Raw genomic sequence first — 16,706 nt, 5'->3', positions numbered from 1 at the left:
AAAGATGCGCATCGAACCCCGTCCACTTCCCGAGCGGCTTCCAGACCTGGGCGACCTGCCTCCACTGCTGACGCGTCTCTACGCGGCTCGTGGCGTGCAGTCGATCAGCGAGCTGGACAAAGGGCTGGCACGACTGATCCCCTACGGTCAGCTCAGCGGGATCGATGCTGCTGTGTCCTTGTTGGTCGACGCGCTGGAGAAGCGTCAGCGCATCCTGATCGTCGGCGATTTCGATGCCGACGGCGCCACCGCCAGTACCGTCGGTGTGCTGGGCTTGCGCCAGTTGGGGGCGGCCCATGTGGATTATCTGGTGCCCAATCGCTTCGAATACGGCTACGGCCTGACGCCTGAAATCGTGGCCGTCGCGCTCGAGCGGCAACCCGATCTGCTGGTGACCGTGGATAACGGCATCTCCAGCGTCGACGGTGTGGCAGCGGCCAAGGCAGCGGGGCTGAAGGTATTGGTTACCGATCACCACCTGCCAGGTTCCGATCTCCCGGCAGCCGATGCCATCGTCAATCCCAACCAGCCGCAATGCGCGTTTCCGAGTAAATGCATCGCCGGCGTCGGGGTGATCTTCTATGTGTTGCTGGCCCTGCGTGCTGCCCTGCGCGAACGGGGCTGGTTCAGCCGCAACGGCTGGTCGGAGCCGAACCTGGCCGAGCTGCTGGACCTGGTGGCGCTGGGAAGCGTGGCCGACGTGGTGCCGCTGGACGCAAACAATCGCATCCTGGTGCATCAGGGCCTGGCGCGCATTCGTGCCGGTCGGGCACGGCCGGGGCTGCGAGCCATTCTCGAAGTGGCCGGGCGCGATCACAGCCGCATCACCTCGACCGATCTGGGTTTCATCCTCGGACCTCGACTGAACGCGGCGGGGCGGCTTGATGACATGGCCCTAGGTATCGAGTGCCTGCTGTGTGAAGACGAAGCGCTGGCCCGTGACATGGCGGTGCAGCTCGACCAACTCAATCAGGATCGCAAGGGCATCGAGCAGGGCATGCAGCGCGAAGCGCTGGCTCAGCTAAAGGATCTGCCGCTAGAAGACATGCCGTTCGGGCTATGCCTGTTCGAACCGGAGTGGCACCAGGGTGTTATCGGCATTCTCGCTTCGCGTCTCAAAGAGCGTTATCACCGCCCCACCATTGCTTTTGCCGATGCTGGCGAGGGGATGCTCAAAGGCTCGGCGCGTTCAGTGCCGGGCTTTCACATTCGTGACGCGTTGGATGCTGTCGCGGCGCGTCATCCCGGTCTGATCAGTAAGTTTGGCGGCCATGCGATGGCAGCCGGTTTGTCACTGCCGGAAGCGAATTTCGGCACATTCACGGCCGCCTTCGATGCCGAGGTCCGGCGCCAACTGTGCGAGGACGACCTCACCGGGCGTCTGCTCACCGATGGCCAGTTGAGCGTCGAAGAATTCCATCTCGAACTGGCCAAGGCGCTGCGCAATGCGGGGCCCTGGGGGCAGCACTTCCCCGAGCCGGTTTTTCACGGCGTGTTCCAGCTGGTGCAGCAGCGGCTGGTGGGTGAGAAACACCTGAAGATGGTGCTCAAGAGCGAATGCGGTTCGCTGACCCTCGATGGCATCGCCTTCAACATCGATCGCGAGCTCTGGCCAAACCCCACCGTGCGCTGGGCGGATCTGGCCTACAAACTGGATGTGAATGAATTCCGCGGAAGGGAGAGCGTGCAACTGCTGGTGGCGCACATCGCGGCGCGTTGATCGCGCCAAGCATGGCGCATGCGCCGAGCGGGTCTGTCGCTGTCAGGAGGTGACTTGGCAGCGCGCAACTCGCGCCACATAGGCCCTGCATCTCCAGATCTTATGGCTCGCTGGCCGCTGGACCGCTCGCGAGATCGGTCATATGAATCGAACCCTATTTGCCGCAACGTCTTTCATTGGCTGCTGCCCGCCTCGGGCCTAGAGTGTTCCCATTACAAGAACAATCTTCGGAGCCAGCGATGAGTGAAACGATCCGGCATCACCGTGCCTGCCACCTGTGCGAGGCCATCTGTGGCCTGACCATCGAAACCCGCGATGAACAGATCCTGTCGATCAAGGGTGATCCGCAGGACACCTTCAGTCGAGGCCATATCTGCCCCAAGGCCGTTGCGTTGCAGGATATCCAGAATGACCCGGATCGTCTGCGCCACCCTATGCGCCGTATAGGCAACGAGTGGCAGGCCATCGAGTGGGACGAGGCGTTCACACTGGTTGCCGAGCGACTGGCGGAAATCCGAGAGCGTCATGGAAATAATGCAGTGGCGGTCTATCAGGGCAACCCCAGCGTGCACAATTACGGGCTGATGACCCATAGCAACTACTTCCTCGGTCAACTGAAGACCCGCAATCGATTCTCCGCGACCTCGGTCGATCAGCTGCCTCATCATCTGACCAGCCTGATGATGTATGGCCACGGTCTATTGATTCCGATATCGGACATCGACCACACCGACTTCATGCTCATATTGGGCGGTAATCCGCTGGCCTCCAACGGCAGCATCATGACCGTACCCGATGTGGAAAAGCGTCTCAAGGCGTTGCAGGCGCGCGGCGGTAAGTTGGTGGTCGTCGACCCACGTCGAAGCGAAACCGCTGCCATTGCCGATCAACATTTGTTCGTCTGCCCTGGCGAAGATGCTGCGCTGCTTTTCGGTCTGCTGAACACGTTGTTCGATGAAGGCCTGACCCGTACCGGGCACCTGCCTGTGGATGGTCTGGACGAGTTGCGCGCGGCGGTCGCGCCATTCTCGGCTGAATCGATGAGTTCGCGCTGCGGCGTGCCTGCCGAGCAGATCCGACAGCTGGCAAGAGATTTCGCGGCAGCGGACAGCGCCGTTTGCTATGGGCGTATGGGCGTCTCGACCCAGGCCTTCGGTACGCTGTGTCAATGGCTGGTGCAGTCGATCAATCTGGTAACCGGCAATCTCGATCGGGCAGGTGGGGCGCTCTGCACCGAACCTGCGGTTGATCTGGTGGCGAACACCTCGGGCGGCCATTTCAACCGCTGGCAGAGTCGCGTTTCAGGCCTGCCGGAATATGGCGGAGAACTACCGGTGTCTGCACTGGCCGAGGAGATGCTGACCGAGGGGGACGGGCAGATTCGCGCAATGGTCACGGTGGCGGGCAATCCTGTGCTTTCCACGCCCAACGGCCGGCAGCTCGAGCAGGCGTTGGACGGGCTGGAGTTCATGGTTTGCGTAGACTTCTACATCAACGAAACCACACGCTACGCTGACCTGATCCTGCCGCCCACTGCACCCCTGGAGCATGATCACTACGACACCACCTTCAATGTCTTTGCAGTACGTAATGTGACCCGCTTCAACGAGTCGGTGCTCGCCAAGCCGGTGGGTGCGCTGCATGACTGGGAGATCTTCGTCGGGCTGGCCAAAGCGTTCGCGAGCCGAATCGGGGCTGAGCTCAAGCCCACCATGGCGCCCGATCAGATGATCGATCGTGCGTTGCGTGCAGGCCCCTACGGAGACAATAGCGAGCTGACCCTCAGCGTGGACAGGCTGCGCGACTACCCGCACGGGCTTGATCTCGGTGCGCTCAAACCGAATCTGGCGCGACGGCTGAAAACAGCGAATCAACGAGTGCAGGCCGCCCCGTCGTTGTTCGTTAACGATGTGGCACGCTTCGCCGCGGCGGCTGCGGTACAGCCCGATCAATTGGTGCTGATCGGTCGTCGCCACGTTCGCAGCAACAACTCATGGATGCACAACTATCATCGCCTGGTCAAAGGCAAGTCGCGCCATCAGTTGTTGATGAACCCCACCGATCTCAGTCGACTGGGGTTGCTCGACGGGCAGCGCGTGCGGGTGCGTTCCCGCGTCGGGATGATTGAAGTCGAGGTTGCCGTCAGCGACGAAATGATGCGCGGTGTCGTGAGCCTTCCGCACGGTTGGGGGCATGGGCGACCCGGCGTCCAGCTGGACATCGCCAGTCGCCAGCCAGGGGCGAGTGCCAACGATCTGACGGACGAGCGCCAGTTGGACGTGCTCTCGGGCAACGCCGCGCTCAACGGTGTCCCTGTTTGGGTTGAGGCGGCTTAGGCCCGGGGTTTCATAGAAGGCGTCCATTGAAGAAGTGACCGACGGTGTTTCGCTCGCGATCACAATCGCCGGTGAGATGAGCGAGACATGGAGGTTTCCGCTCCCGGCCCGTTGCCGCTTCGTCGAGGTGCTTTATCCCGAAATACCAAGTGACCGATTCGTGCCTTCCGCGGAGCGGCGCCGAGCAAAGTTGTCGAAACAGTCTGTACTGATGGGTGTCCAAATACGCATCCATCGCAGTCGAGGTTTTCATGACACAGCTCTTCCAGCCGCTCACCCTGCGCCAGTTGACCCTGCCCAATCGCATCGTTGTTTCGCCGATGTGTCAGTACTCGGCCAAGGCCGGAATGGCTAACGACTGGCACTTGGTACACCTCGGCAGTCGAGCGGTTGGCGGGGCGGGTCTGGTCATCATCGAGGCCACTGCCGTCACGGCGGACGGGCGTATTTCGCCGGAGGATCTGGGGATCTGGACGGACGAGCATGTTGAGCCGCTAAGACGCATCACCCGCTTTATCGAAAATCAAGGCGCGTTCGCCGGCATCCAGCTGGCTCACGCCGGCCGCAAGGCGAGCACTTGGCAGCCCTGGCTCGGACGGCACGGCAGCGTGCCCATCGCGGCAGGTGGTTGGACGCCCGTCGGGCCATCGACGATTGCGTTCGATCCGGAACACGCAGTGCCCACGGCGTTGGACGAGGCGGGGATAAAAGAGGTCATTCAGGCTTTCGTACGCGCCGCTGAGCGCTCGCTGGCAGCAGGCTTCAAGGTCGCCGAACTGCACGCCGCGCACGGCTACCTGCTCCATCAGTTTCTTTCTCCGTTATCCAATCAGCGGCAGGATGCTTACGGCGGGTCTTTCGACAACCGCATCCGGTTGTTGCTTGAAGTCACGGAGGCTGTGCGGGCGGTTTGGCCGGATGAGCTGCCGTTGTTCGTCCGCCTGTCGGCTACCGATTGGGTCCAGGATGGCTGGAACGCTGAAGAAACGGTTGAACTGGCGCGGCGACTCAAGGCGCTTGGCGTCGACCTGATTGATGTTTCATCCGGCGGAACGGCGGCGAGCGCCGAGATTCCGGTCGGCCCGGGCTACCAGACTCAATTTGCCGAACAGGTCCGGCGTGAGGCCGGCATTGCCACCGGCACCGTCGGCATGATCACCGAAGCGGTACAGGCGGAACACATCCTGCGTACCGGCCAGGCAGATCTGATCTTGCTGGCGCGTGAACTGCTGCGTGACCCCTACTGGCCGTTGCATGCGGCCGAGGACCTGCGCGACAGCTCGGTGCCTTGGCCCGCTCAGTACGTGCGTGCCGCACACCGTGACACGCCCATCCGCAAGATTCCAGATTCGCTCAACTGAACTCCACACAAACTCGCTGCAGGTATTTTCGATGAAAACCAGTGGTTTGCTCGATCAGCTACTCAAGTCAGGACAGGATCTGCTGCAGAAGCAGCAGGGATCGGTCTCCCGCTCGCCGGCGACTAATGGAACGGGTTCGCTCGGCGACATGCTTTCCGGCGCCGGTGGACCGCTCGGCAGCATACTCGGCGGCGTGGGTGGGGCCGGGAAGGGCGCGCTGGCGACCGGCGCGCTCGGCATGCTGCTCGGCAGCCGGAGCGGTCGCCGCATGGGCGGCAAGGTCGTTACCTATGGTGGGCTGGCTGCGCTTGGCATGCTCGCGTACAAGGCCTATGGCAACTGGCAGGCGCAACAGGCTCAGCAGGCGCAACAGGGTGGGGCGATGCAACCAACCGCCGCTCGGGCTGAACCGAAGACGGTCGATCGCTTGCCGCCGGAACAGGTCGAGGAGCACAGTCGCGGCATCCTGAAAGCGCTGGTAGCTGCGGCCAAGGCCGATGGGCATGTCGACGATCAGGAGCAGCAGATGATCGAGGCCGAGCTGGCCCAATTGACCGATGACCCGGAACTGCGGCGCTGGCTTGAAGCCGAACTGAACAAGCCGTTGGACCCGGTAGAAGTTGCCGCTGCGGCCACTACGCCGGAAATGGCCTCGGAAATGTACCTAGCCAGCGTCTTGATGGTCGACGAAGAGCAGTACATGGAGCGAGCCTATCTGGATGAGCTGGCCCGCCAGATGAAGCTTGACGACCAACTGAAGGCTGAACTGGAGAGCCAGGTTCGCGGCATTTCCGCCTGACCCGACGAGGCGGTCATATTGCCGCCTCGCCCTTGCGTCCAGCCGTTCGCTCGCTTGACATAGGCTGCGCCGATAGTCCCGCACGGGCTGTCAGCCGCAGCCTGCTGCGCTATAATCGCCGGCTTTTCGCAACGTCCGATTGAGAGCTGCCTACTTATGGAAATTAACCCGATCCTCAACAGCATCAAGGACCTGTCCGAGCGCACCCAGTCTATTCGGGGGTATCTTTGACTACGATCAGAAGCATGATCGCCTCGTCGAAGTAAACCGCGAGCTCGAAGACCCCAACGTCTGGAACAAACCTGAGTACGCCCAGAACCTGGGCCGCGAGCGCGCTACTCTGGCGCAGATCGTCGAGACCATAGACGACCTGGAAGGCGGCCTGGCAGATTCCCGCGACCTGCTCGACATGGCTGTCGAAGAAGACGACCAGAGCGCCGTTGACGATGTCGCCGCCGAACTCGACCGCCTGCGCGGCATCCTCGAAGGGCTGGAATTCCGTCGCATGTTCAGCGGCGAGATGGACCCCAACAACGCCTACCTCGACATCCAGGCCGGCTCCGGCGGTACCGAGGCCCAGGACTGGGCCAACATCCTGCTGCGCATGTACTTGCGCTGGGCCGACAAGCGCGGTTTCAGCGCCGAGATCGTCGAACTGTCCGAAGGCGAAGTCGCCGGCATCAAGGGCGCTACCGTACACATCAAGGGCGAGTACGCCTTTGGCTGGCTGCGTACCGAGATTGGCGTGCACCGCCTGGTGCGCAAGAGTCCGTTCGACTCTGGCGCCCGCCGTCACACTTCATTCTCGGCAGTGTTCGTCTCGCCCGAGATCGACGACAGGGTCGAGATCGACATCAATCCGGCGGATCTGCGCATCGACACCTACCGGTCCTCCGGTGCCGGCGGTCAGCACGTCAACACCACTGACTCGGCGGTACGTATTACCCACGTACCGACCAACACGGTGGTGGCCTGCCAGAACGAGCGTTCCCAGCACGCCAACAAGGACACCGCCATGAAAATGCTGCGGGCCCGGTTGTACGAGCAGGAAATGCAGAAGCGCAACGCGGCCTCCCAGGCGCTGGAAGACACCAAGTCGGATATCGGCTGGGGTCATCAGATTCGCTCCTACGTGCTCGACGACTCGCGCATCAAGGATTTGCGTACCGGTGTGGAACGTAGCGACTGCCAGAAGGTGCTGGATGGCGACATCGACCAGTACCTCGAAGCCAGTTTGAAACAGGGGCTCTAAGCCGCTGTGCTTGGCGAGTGGAGGTGGGCTGAAGCGGAACGTCGCTCGGCCCTCTCTCCATCAGCTTTGCATACCATGTAGGGTGGGCTTCAGCCGACCAAGACGGGGCAGTACCTGCTGCGGAGCACTTTCCGGCATGGTCTTCCCAGGATTCATCCATTCGATCCAGGCATTTTTAAACCATGAGCGAACAACCGCTGAACCAGCATGCCACCCAAGAGGAAGAAAACAGCCTGATCCTTCAACGTAAGGAAAAGCTGGCCGCTGAGCGCGCCAAGGGCAACGTTTTCCCCAATGACTTCCGTCGCGACTGCTATTGCAACGATCTGCAGCAGAAATACGCGGACAAGACGAAGGAAGAGCTGGCAGAAGCGGCGATCCCGGTAAAGGTTGCCGGGCGCATCATGCTCAATCGCGGCGCCTTCATGGTGCTGCAGGACATGACCGGGCGCATCCAGGTCTACGTCAACCGCAAGACGCTGCCGGCCGAGACGCTCGAAGCCATCAAGACCTGGGATCTGGGCGACATCATCGCCGCCGAAGGCACCCTGGCGCGTTCCGGCAAGGGCGACCTCTACGTCGAGATGACTGACGTACGCCTGTTGACCAAGTCGTTGCGTCCGTTGCCGGACAAGCATCATGGCCTGACCGACACCGAGCAGCGCTACCGCCAGCGCTATGTCGACCTGATCGTCAACGAGGAAACCCGCCATACCTTCCGCGTGCGCTCGCAGGTGATTGGCCACATCCGCAAGTTCCTCAACGAGCGCGACTTCCTCGAAGTCGAAACGCCGATGCTGCAGACCATTCCCGGTGGCGCCGCGGCCAAGCCGTTCGAGACTCATCACAACGCGCTGGACCTGCCGATGTTCCTGCGTATCGCGCCCGAGCTCTACCTCAAACGGCTTGTGGTTGGAGGCTTCGAGCGTGTTTTCGAGATCAATCGCAACTTCCGTAACGAAGGCGTTTCGACCCGGCACAACCCCGAGTTCACCATGCTCGAGTTCTACCAGGCCTACGCCGATTACGAAGACAACATGGACCTCACCGAGGAACTGTTCCGCGAACTGGCCCAGCTGGTTCTGGGCAGCACCGATGTGCCGTACGGCGACAAGGTCTTCCACTTCGGTGAGCCCTTCGCCCGACTGTCGGTGTTCGATTCGATCCTGAAGTACAACCCGGACATCAGCGCCGCCGACCTGCAGGACATCGACACTGCGCGCGCCATCGCCAAGAAGGCCGGCGCCAAAGTGCTCGGTTTCGAAGGGCTGGGCAAGCTGCAGGTGATGATTTTCGAGGAGCTGGTCGAGCACAAACTGGAGCAGCCGACCTTCATCACGCGCTATCCGTTCGAGGTCTCGCCACTGGCACGTCGCAGCAACGACGATCCGAGCGTCACCGACCGCTTCGAGCTGTTTATTGGCGGCCGTGAGATCGCCAACGCCTATTCCGAGCTTAACGACGCCGAAGACCAGGCCGAGCGCTTCCATGCGCAGGTCCGTGACAAGGACGCCGGAGACGACGAGGCGATGCATTTCGACGCCGATTTCGTCCGCGCGCTTGAATACGGCATGCCGCCAACCGCCGGCGAAGGCATTGGTATCGACCGTCTGGTGATGCTGCTGACCAACTCGCCGTCGATCCGCGACGTGATTCTGTTCCCGCACATGCGCCCGGAAGCCTGATGGCCGAGGCCTAACCGTTCGGCAACACGCTGAGCGGTTGGGCACCGAGATGCCGCCGAGCCAGCGCTCGGCTCGGCGACAGATATTCCCAACCCGGCAGGCGTTCTATCAGCCGCTTCAGATCGCTCCAGCGCTGCCGAAATGCTCCTGTATGGAGCCTTCGGCGAACCGGGCACGGATCAGCATGGTCCGCTGGTGTATAAGTTGAAGGCTACGGATCATCACTGACGAGGTACGGATGAATTCCCGTAACAACCTGGACGAATACCAACTAACGGTGCGTTGCCTGTCCGACCGCATCGTCGAGGCTCAAACTCCGGTTCGGGTACTCGATGCAGTGAAGTGGGACGACAGCATCCGCCAAGGCTTTCTTGCCGCCGGCGGACGCGAGTTGCCTAAGGTCGACCGTGCTTATTACGAGAGCCGGCCCCTGGGCTTCGACTCAAGCGCGAAGAAAGAAGAATTTCAGAACATCGAGCGTGATATCACCCGTCAGCTGGGCCAGTTCAACCCGGTCGGGCAGATCATGCGGCGCATGTGCAAGGAATACCGCATGGTCATCCGCATGCTCGAAGCGCGCGGGACTGCCGATTTCGGACTGATTTCCCAAGAGCTTTACGGTGCCGCCTCCGATGCCTTCCACGCTGGTGATCCCACGCTGGCCGACCTCGGGCTGATGCTTTCCGATTACCTGAACAATATTGCCGACCGCGGCGACCTGAAAGACGAAGCCAAGATCCTGACCGCACCGCAGGCGGTGGACATGCTGCAGCGTCGCCTCGACCTGGTGTTCGGCGAAGGTGAAGGTGTGATCCGCGTCTTCGAGTCCGATGGCATCCTTGCTGATGCCGCAGCCGGCGCCGACTACATCAAGATCCGCAGCGATGCGATGTTCAACGAGCGCGATGTGCGCGCACTGGAAGTCCACGAGGGTTTGGTACACGTCGGCACCACGCTCAACGGACAGAACCAGCCTATCTGCACCTTTCTCGCCAAGGGGCCACCGTCGTCAACGGTCACGCAGGAAGGTCTGGCGATCCTCATGGAGGTGATCGCTTTCGCCTCCTACCCGACACGGCTGCGCAAGCTCACCAACCGCACCCGCGCGATCCACATGGCCGAGGAGGGCGCGGATTTCCTCGATGTATTCGCCTTCTTCCAGGACCAGGGATATGCACAGGACGAGTGCTACAGCAATGCCAGCCGGGTCTTCCGTGGTTCGACGCCCGATGGCTTGCCCTTTACCAAGGACCTGTCCTACCTGAAGGGCTTCATCATGATTTACAACTACATCCAGCTTGCGGTGCGCAAAGGCAAGTTGGAGCACATACCGCTGCTGTTCTGTGGCAAGACCACGCTGGAAGATATGCGGACCCTGCGCCAACTGGTGGAGGAGGGCATGGTGGTACCGCCCAAATACCTGCCGCAGCAATTCCAGGACCTCAATGCGCTATCCGCCTGGATGTGCTTTTCCAACTTCCTCAATCACCTGAGCCTGGATCGGATCGAGGCGGATTACGCCAACATCATCTGATCAATCGAAACGAAAAAGCCGGAGCATCTGCTCCGGCTTTTTCGTTTCTGCATCAATGTCAGAACAGCAGGTTTGGCAGATACGTCGCGATCTCGGGAAAGACCATGATGATGCCCAGCCCGATGATGTTGACTATCACGAAGGGGATCACCGACCAGTAGATATCACGCATGGTGATGCCCGGCGGCACGATGCCCTTGAGGTAGAACAGGTTGAACCCGAACGGCGGCGTCATGTAGCCAATCTCCATGTTGATCACGAAGAGGATGCCGAACCAGATCGGATCGAAGCCCAGCGACGCCACGATGGGCAGAAACACCGGCAGTGTGATCAGCATGATACCCACGGGGTCGAGCAACATGCCCATCAGGAACACCACGGCCATCATGGTGATGATGATGCCCCAGCGGCCTCCGGGCAGATCCATCATCAATCCTTCGATCAGCGACTGCGCACCCATACCCTGGTAGGCCGAGCTGAAAGCGTGGGCCGCGAACAGGATCCAGGCGATCATCCCGGTCAGCTTGAAGGTGCGGATGGCGGCTTCCTGAACAATGTCCCAGTTGAGCTTGCGGTATACGGCTGCGGAGATCAGCGCGCCGAGCACGCCCATGGCTGCGGCTTCGGTAGGCGTCGTCATGCCGCCGATGATCGAGCCAAGTACCATTGCCACGATACCGATGGGGAGGATGACCGCACGGATGGCGCGTAGCTTCTCGCCCCAGCTTCCGCGCTCCTCTTTCGGCAGCGCGGGTGCGAGATGCGGCTGGAAAAAGCAGCGGCCCAGAACATAGATGACCGTCAGCGCAACCAGCAGAAGGCCCGGCAGGACGCCAGCAGCGAACATCTTGCCGACCGAGACACCGCTGATCATGGCGTAGAGAATCATCATGATGCTCGGCGGGATCAGGATGCCCCAGCCGCCGCCGGTATTGATGCAGCCGAGCACCATGCGCTTGTCGTATCCGCGCTCCAGCATGGCCGGTAACGCGATGGTACCCATGGCGACCACCGCGGCACCGCTGATACCGACCATCGCACCGAAGATCGCGCAGATTCCCAAGGTGCCGACCGCCAGACCGCCGCGCATACCGCCGCACCACAGGTGCATCATTCGATAGAGGTCGCGGGCTACCCCGGTACGCTCCAGCAACATGGCCATGAACACGAACAGCGGGATGGCCACCAGGGTAAAGCTGCCCATAGTGCCCCACATCTGCGAGGCGACCATGTAGAAGGCGTCCGCCCCCCAGGTGAAATACAGGAACAACACCGAGACACCACCGAGCACGAACGCCAGTGGCAGGCCAAGTACCAGGAAAAAAATCAGCGAAAGGAAGAACAACAGCGTCGTGATCTCGATGCTCATTTGTTCCCCTCCATGGAAGACTCAGACAAATCCTTGTCTTGCTCGATGTTCAGCGCTACGAGAATGTCGTCCAGCAGCTTTGCCACGCCCTGCAGGAGTAGCAGAGTCGTGCCGATGGGAATGGCCAACTTGATCGGCCAGATCGGCGGATTCCAGGCCGAATAACTCGTTTCCATGCTTTGGACCGACTCCCAGGCCATGGAACTGCCGAAGTAGAGCAGCGCGGCCATGAACAGAAAGAACATCGACGAGGTAAAGATGTCCACCCAGGCCTGCGTTCTTCTTGAGAGGGAGCTGTAGAGAAGATCAACGTTGACGTGCCCGCGTTGCGCCATGACGAAGCCACCGGACAGGACGATATAAAGGCCGAACAGCATCTGCCCGAGTTCGTTGGTCCACGATGTCGGCGCAGAGAGCAGATACCGCATGAACACTTCGGCGATCAGCAGCACAAAGATGACCAGTATCAGATACGCCGCCCAACGACCGATCAGGTTGTTCAGCCGCGTAATGCCGTTGATGTACGCATGAATGAAGCGCATCGCTAACTCCAGGACAGCATGGCGAATCGGGAGCGAAACCACACCGGGAGCGCTCGCGCTGGCAGGCCCTGAGACCGGTCCAGTGCGAGCAATCTGGTGTGCTGGCTAGCCTGGCAGGTCAGAGATAGCCGAGATCGCCAAGCATGGTCTTTAGCATCTGCAGCGCCTTTGCCGCGTTGTCGCTGCGCTTGCCTTCTGCGTTCCAGGTTTTCTGGGCGGCTTCCGTCAGCCGCTTCTGCACATCCTCAGGCAGCGTGTTGACTTCGACGCCGTGCTCTTTGATCTCGTTGGAGAGGGCGATCTGCTCCTGGTACAGATACTCGTTGGTGCGGTACCAGAATTGCTCATCGAGGACCTGCTTGACGGCTTCTTGATCCTTTTCGGACAGCGCATCGAGGGCTTTCTGGCTGATGATGATCACGTCAGTGCCAGCGATATTGAGTGCCGGCTTGACGTGGTATTTGGTCACCTCATAGAAGCTCATGCTGGCCGCCCCTTGCGCGGCGCCCCAATGTGCAGCGTCCACCACACCGGTATCCAGCGCGGGATAGAGCTCGCTGCCAGGAAGGAAAGTGGTGGATGCACCGGCTTCGCTGAGAAACTTCTGAAGCGCACCGGAAGAGCGGATCTTCAGCTTGGTGAAATCCTCCCAGCTGTTGATTGGCTTCTTCACCACCATCTCGGTGGGGTAGACCTTGTCGGTCGACCAGTACACGTTGTGCTTGGCTGCCTCTTCGCGAAGCATCTCCTCGAAGCCCATGTGTTTATGGAAATACGCGGCTTCCCAGACGTTGCGGAACGCGAAGGGCAAACCGGAGGCGATACCGGCCAAGCTTATTTTGTCCTGGGCGTAACCGGGCGAAATCGTGCCCATCTGCAGGATGCCGCGGCTGACCGCATTGAAGGTTTCCGTATCTTTGAACAGAGCACCGGCCTCGAACAGCTGCAGTTGCAGACGGCCCTCGGTGCGGCTTTCGATCTCGCGTTTCAACCGCTCAAGGCTGTCCTTGTAGGAGCTGCTGGCGCTCGGCCAGTGGGATTGAACACGCCACTTGGTGACGTCCTGCGCGACCGCCACCGGGGAGGCCACCGTAGCCACTGCAAACGCGACCAGGCTGGCCGGTACGAGTAGCTTCTTGAGCATGGATTTCATAACGCGTCCTCTTGTTGTAATTGTCAGGCTGCGGGCCATCTTTGTGTCATCTGTTTCGCATGCTTGTTTCGCACAGCAAAACTGTCTTTTGCAAAGCTGATCGAAAGCTAACATAGCGCAGGGCTTTTTCAAGCGCTAGCAGAAGGCTATCGCTGCAGGGCAGGTCATTCAGATTGTGTCAGATCGCTGACTGGATGCTGCCACGCAAGCTCGCGGTTCAGCTTAGACGGTTCTGTTTGTGGGTCATCATAATTCTGCCTGATGGAACTGGATTTCGAATTGACGCATGGATTCAGGCATGCCAGCTTCAAAGGGAGAGGACTCGCCACAAAAACAATCGAGAGGACTCGCTATGCATTCATGCATCAGCATTACAGACAGAACGGTATCGGGCGGCACACATCATGTGTATGACCTGATCCGCGCGCGCTAGGCCTCGAAATGGACGAGCCCACAATCGCGACCCCTAGGGGCGATCTGCCCATCAGCGGCGGCAAGGACCTTCCCGGTTTCCATCAGGTGCTTGGCTACCGTCAGGTGTCATGGAGCGAGAACGAGGCGGTGATCGAGCTCGACGTTCAGTCCTGCCACTTGAATATGGCCGGTGTGCTTCATGGCGGTGTGATTACCGCGCTGCTCGATGTAGTTCTGGCTGAAGCTGGCACCTATTGCCCATATCCCGGACGGGTCCGCAAGGCCATCACGCTGGTGCTCAACACTACCTTCACCGGGCAATGCTCGGGTGGGGTGATCCGCGCGATCGGCAAGCGACGCGCCGGCGGCAGTCGCATCTTCAATAGTTCGGGAGAAGTCCGCGACGCCGAAGATCGCCTGCTGGCCATCGGCGAAGCCACATTTCGCCTGCGCTCCGGCAGCGAGCAAGCGCAAGGCGTGCCCTTGGATTTCCTGACACATAACAACAATAAGGAACATGGCGATGTATGAACTGACCGGTAAAGCGCTGGAGCTCCAGCAGCAGCTCACGGCATTCATGGAAGAACACATCTACCCGAACGAGCACGTTTTCCATGAGCAGGTCGCCACGGCCAGTAATCGCTGGGCGCCCCCTCCGATCCTTGAAGAGCTGAAACTCAAAGCTCGTGCCCAGGGCTTGTGGAACCTGTTTCTGCCGGACAGTGATCACGGTGCTGGGCTGACCAATTTCGAATACGCACACCTGTGCGAAATCATGGGGCGCTCCCCTGTCGCTGCCGAGGTGTTCAACTGCTCGGCACCGGATACGGGCAACATGGAGGTTCTGGCGCGCTACGGCACGCCAGAACAGCAGGACAAGTGGTTGAAACCACTGCTGAACGGCGAGATACGCTCTTGCTTCTCCATGACCGAACCTGAGGTGGCGTCGTCCGACGCCACCAATATCGCCTGCGAGATTCGCCGTGAAGGCGATGAATACGTCATCAATGGCCGCAAGTGGTGGTCATCCGGTGCAATGACGACCACCTGCAAGATCGCTATCGTCATGGGCAAGACCGACCCCTTCGCCGAGCGGCATCGGCAGCAGTCGATGATCCTCGTCCCATTGGACACGCCAGGCGTCGAGATCATCAGGGCGCTCAACGTCTTTGGCTACGACCATGCGCCCCATGGCCACGCCGAGATCCACTACGACAACGTGCGCGTCCCGGCCAGCAACATGCTGCTGGGGGAGGGGCGCGGTTTCGAAATCGCCCAAGGGCGTCTCGGCCCCGGCCGCATCCACCACTGCATGCGCACCATCGGCGTGGCCGAGCGCGCCTTGCAGGCTATGTGCGAGCGCATACATGAGCGGGTGGCGTTCGGCAAACCGCTGGCGGACTTCGACTCGATCCGCAAGGACATCGCTCGCTCGCGCATTGAGATCGAGCAGACCCGCCTGCTGACGCTGAAAGCGGCGCGGATGATGGACACCGTCGGCAACAAGGTGGCGCGGCAGGAGATCGCCATGATCAAGGCCGCGGCCCCTAGCATGGCGCTGCGCGTGCTGGATCGAGCCATCCAGGTCCATGGTGCCAAGGGCGTTTCCCAGGACAGCTTTCTCGCCGCTGCATGGGCTCATCAACGAACGCTGCGTCTGGCTGACGGGCCGGATGAAGTTCACCTGGACACCATCGCCAAGCTTGAGCTGAAGAACTATTCCAGCAAGCGCTGAGCGCCTGATAACACCAACAAGAAGGACGCAGCCAGATGACCAATCCGCTATTCGATCTGACCGGGAAGGTGGCGCTGATCACCGGCTCCACCCGCGGCATCGGCCGCTCCATTGCCGAGGAAATGGCCAAGTGCGGCGCGCGCGTTGTGATTTCCAGCCGCAAGGCCGATGCCTGCGACGCTGTTGCCGCCGAGCTGAACGCTGCGGGCTACGAGGCCATCGCAGTGCCTTGCCATGTGGGCCGCAAGGAAGACCTCCAGCGGCTGGTGGACACCACTCTGCAGGCCTGGGGGCGTATCGACGTGCTGGTTTGCAATGCCGCGACCAACCCGGTCTACGGCCCGACCAGCGAGCTGACCGACGACGCCTGGGACAAGATCATGGACACCAACGTCAAGGGCACTTTCTGGCTTTCGAACATGGTCTTGCCCCAGATGGCCGAGCGTGGCGAGGGTGCGGTGATCATGCTCTCCAGCATTGCCGGGTTGCGCGGCAATACCGTGATCGGCACCTACGGTGTATCCAAGGCGGCAGAGGCGGCGCTGGCGCGTAATCTTGCGGCCGAGTGGGGTCCCAGGGGCATCCGCGTCAACGCCATTGCACCGGGCCTTGTGCGCACCGATTTCGCCAAGGCACTGCTGGACGATCCGGAGCGAGTACGCCGCGCTGCCGAAAAAACGCCGCTGCGTCGAATTGGTGAGCCGGTGGACATTGCCGGTCTCGCGGTCTTCCTGGCAGCCCCCGCCAGCGGTTACATCACTGGCCAGGTGATCGTCGCCGACGGCGGTGAAACGGCATGTTGAGGG

13 protein-coding genes are annotated in these 16,706 nt (G+C 60.9%); 10 read left to right on the top strand and 3 right to left on the bottom strand.

From position 1 onward, the window contains the following. Positions 1-4: 4 nt before the first annotated feature. From recJ to EA797_RS07195, 7 genes are all read left to right on the top strand, one after another. A complete protein-coding gene (gene recJ / locus EA797_RS07225) occupies positions 5-1,720 on the top strand; it encodes a single-stranded-DNA-specific exonuclease RecJ (protein WP_122164435.1) in 1,716 nt (571 codons plus the stop codon). Positions 1,721-1,959: 239 nt separating this feature from the next. Beyond that, complete coding sequence (locus EA797_RS07220) at positions 1,960-4,056, top strand: molybdopterin oxidoreductase family protein (protein WP_122164434.1); 2,097 nt, start codon at positions 1,960-1,962, stop codon at positions 4,054-4,056. A 251-nt stretch (positions 4,057-4,307) separates the two neighbouring features. After that, positions 4,308-5,417: an NADH:flavin oxidoreductase/NADH oxidase gene (locus EA797_RS07215; protein WP_122164433.1), complete on the top strand. Its 1,110-nt coding sequence runs from the start codon at positions 4,308-4,310 to the stop codon at positions 5,415-5,417. Positions 5,418-5,448: 31 nt separating this feature from the next. After that, the gene (locus EA797_RS07210; protein WP_122164432.1) at positions 5,449-6,216 is read left to right on the top strand and encodes a tellurite resistance TerB family protein; all 768 of its coding nucleotides are present in this window, start codon (positions 5,449-5,451) and stop codon (positions 6,214-6,216) included. 156 nt (positions 6,217-6,372) lie between these two features. Then, positions 6,373-7,468 (top strand): peptide chain release factor 2 gene (gene prfB, locus EA797_RS07205; RefSeq protein ID WP_101153256.1). Its coding sequence is split into 2 segments (ribosomal slippage): positions 6,373-6,444 and positions 6,446-7,468, totalling 1,095 coding nucleotides; the frame shifts between segments, so codons are not numbered across the junction. A 182-nt stretch (positions 7,469-7,650) separates the two neighbouring features. After that, on the top strand, positions 7,651-9,153 hold the full coding sequence (lysS, locus tag EA797_RS07200) for a lysine--tRNA ligase (RefSeq protein ID WP_122164431.1): 1,503 nt from the start codon (positions 7,651-7,653) through the stop codon (positions 9,151-9,153). A 238-nt stretch (positions 9,154-9,391) separates the two neighbouring features. Next, a complete protein-coding gene (locus tag EA797_RS07195) occupies positions 9,392-10,687 on the top strand; it encodes a flavohemoglobin expression-modulating QEGLA motif protein (RefSeq protein WP_122164430.1) in 1,296 nt (431 codons plus the stop codon). A gap of 58 nt (positions 10,688-10,745) precedes the next feature. Here the strand turns inward: EA797_RS07195 and EA797_RS07190 are convergent, their stop codons facing one another. The 3 genes from EA797_RS07190 to dctP all read right to left on the bottom strand — a co-directional run bounded on the left by EA797_RS07190 (position 10,746) and on the right by dctP (position 13,751). After that, a complete protein-coding gene (locus EA797_RS07190) occupies positions 10,746-12,056 on the bottom strand; it encodes a TRAP transporter large permease (RefSeq protein WP_122164429.1) in 1,311 nt (436 codons plus the stop codon). Continuing rightward, complete coding sequence (locus EA797_RS07185) at positions 12,053-12,598, bottom strand: TRAP transporter small permease subunit (RefSeq protein WP_122164428.1); 546 nt, start codon at positions 12,596-12,598, stop codon at positions 12,053-12,055. Before EA797_RS07185 ends, EA797_RS07190 begins: the two co-directional genes overlap by 4 nt. A gap of 118 nt (positions 12,599-12,716) precedes the next feature. After that, complete coding sequence (gene dctP / locus EA797_RS07180; RefSeq protein ID WP_122164427.1) at positions 12,717-13,751, bottom strand: TRAP transporter substrate-binding protein DctP; 1,035 nt, start codon at positions 13,749-13,751, stop codon at positions 12,717-12,719. Positions 13,752-14,192: 441 nt separating this feature from the next. Here dctP and EA797_RS07175 point away from each other — a divergent pair, with 441 nt between their 5' ends. From EA797_RS07175 to EA797_RS07165, 3 genes are read left to right on the top strand one after another with little or no spacing between them, the layout of a single operon-like run. Next, complete coding sequence (locus EA797_RS07175) at positions 14,193-14,696, top strand: PaaI family thioesterase (protein WP_122164426.1); 504 nt, start codon at positions 14,193-14,195, stop codon at positions 14,694-14,696. Further along, on the top strand, positions 14,689-15,900 hold the full coding sequence (locus EA797_RS07170; RefSeq protein WP_122164425.1) for an acyl-CoA dehydrogenase family protein: 1,212 nt from the start codon (positions 14,689-14,691) through the stop codon (positions 15,898-15,900). The genes EA797_RS07175 and EA797_RS07170 overlap by 8 nt, the downstream gene beginning before the upstream one ends. A gap of 35 nt (positions 15,901-15,935) precedes the next feature. Beyond that, positions 15,936-16,703 carry an SDR family NAD(P)-dependent oxidoreductase gene (locus EA797_RS07165; RefSeq protein WP_122164424.1) on the top strand — a complete coding sequence of 256 codons (768 nt, stop codon included), beginning with the start codon at positions 15,936-15,938 and terminating at the stop codon, positions 16,701-16,703. The last annotated feature ends 3 nt before the right edge of the window (positions 16,704-16,706 follow it).

The sequence above is a fragment of the Stutzerimonas zhaodongensis genome (assembly GCF_003696365.1).
GTDB lineage: Bacteria > Pseudomonadota > Gammaproteobacteria > Pseudomonadales > Pseudomonadaceae > Stutzerimonas > Stutzerimonas zhaodongensis.
Note: the sequence above shows the minus strand (reverse complement) of the source record. Positions and strands in the feature narration are given on the sequence as shown.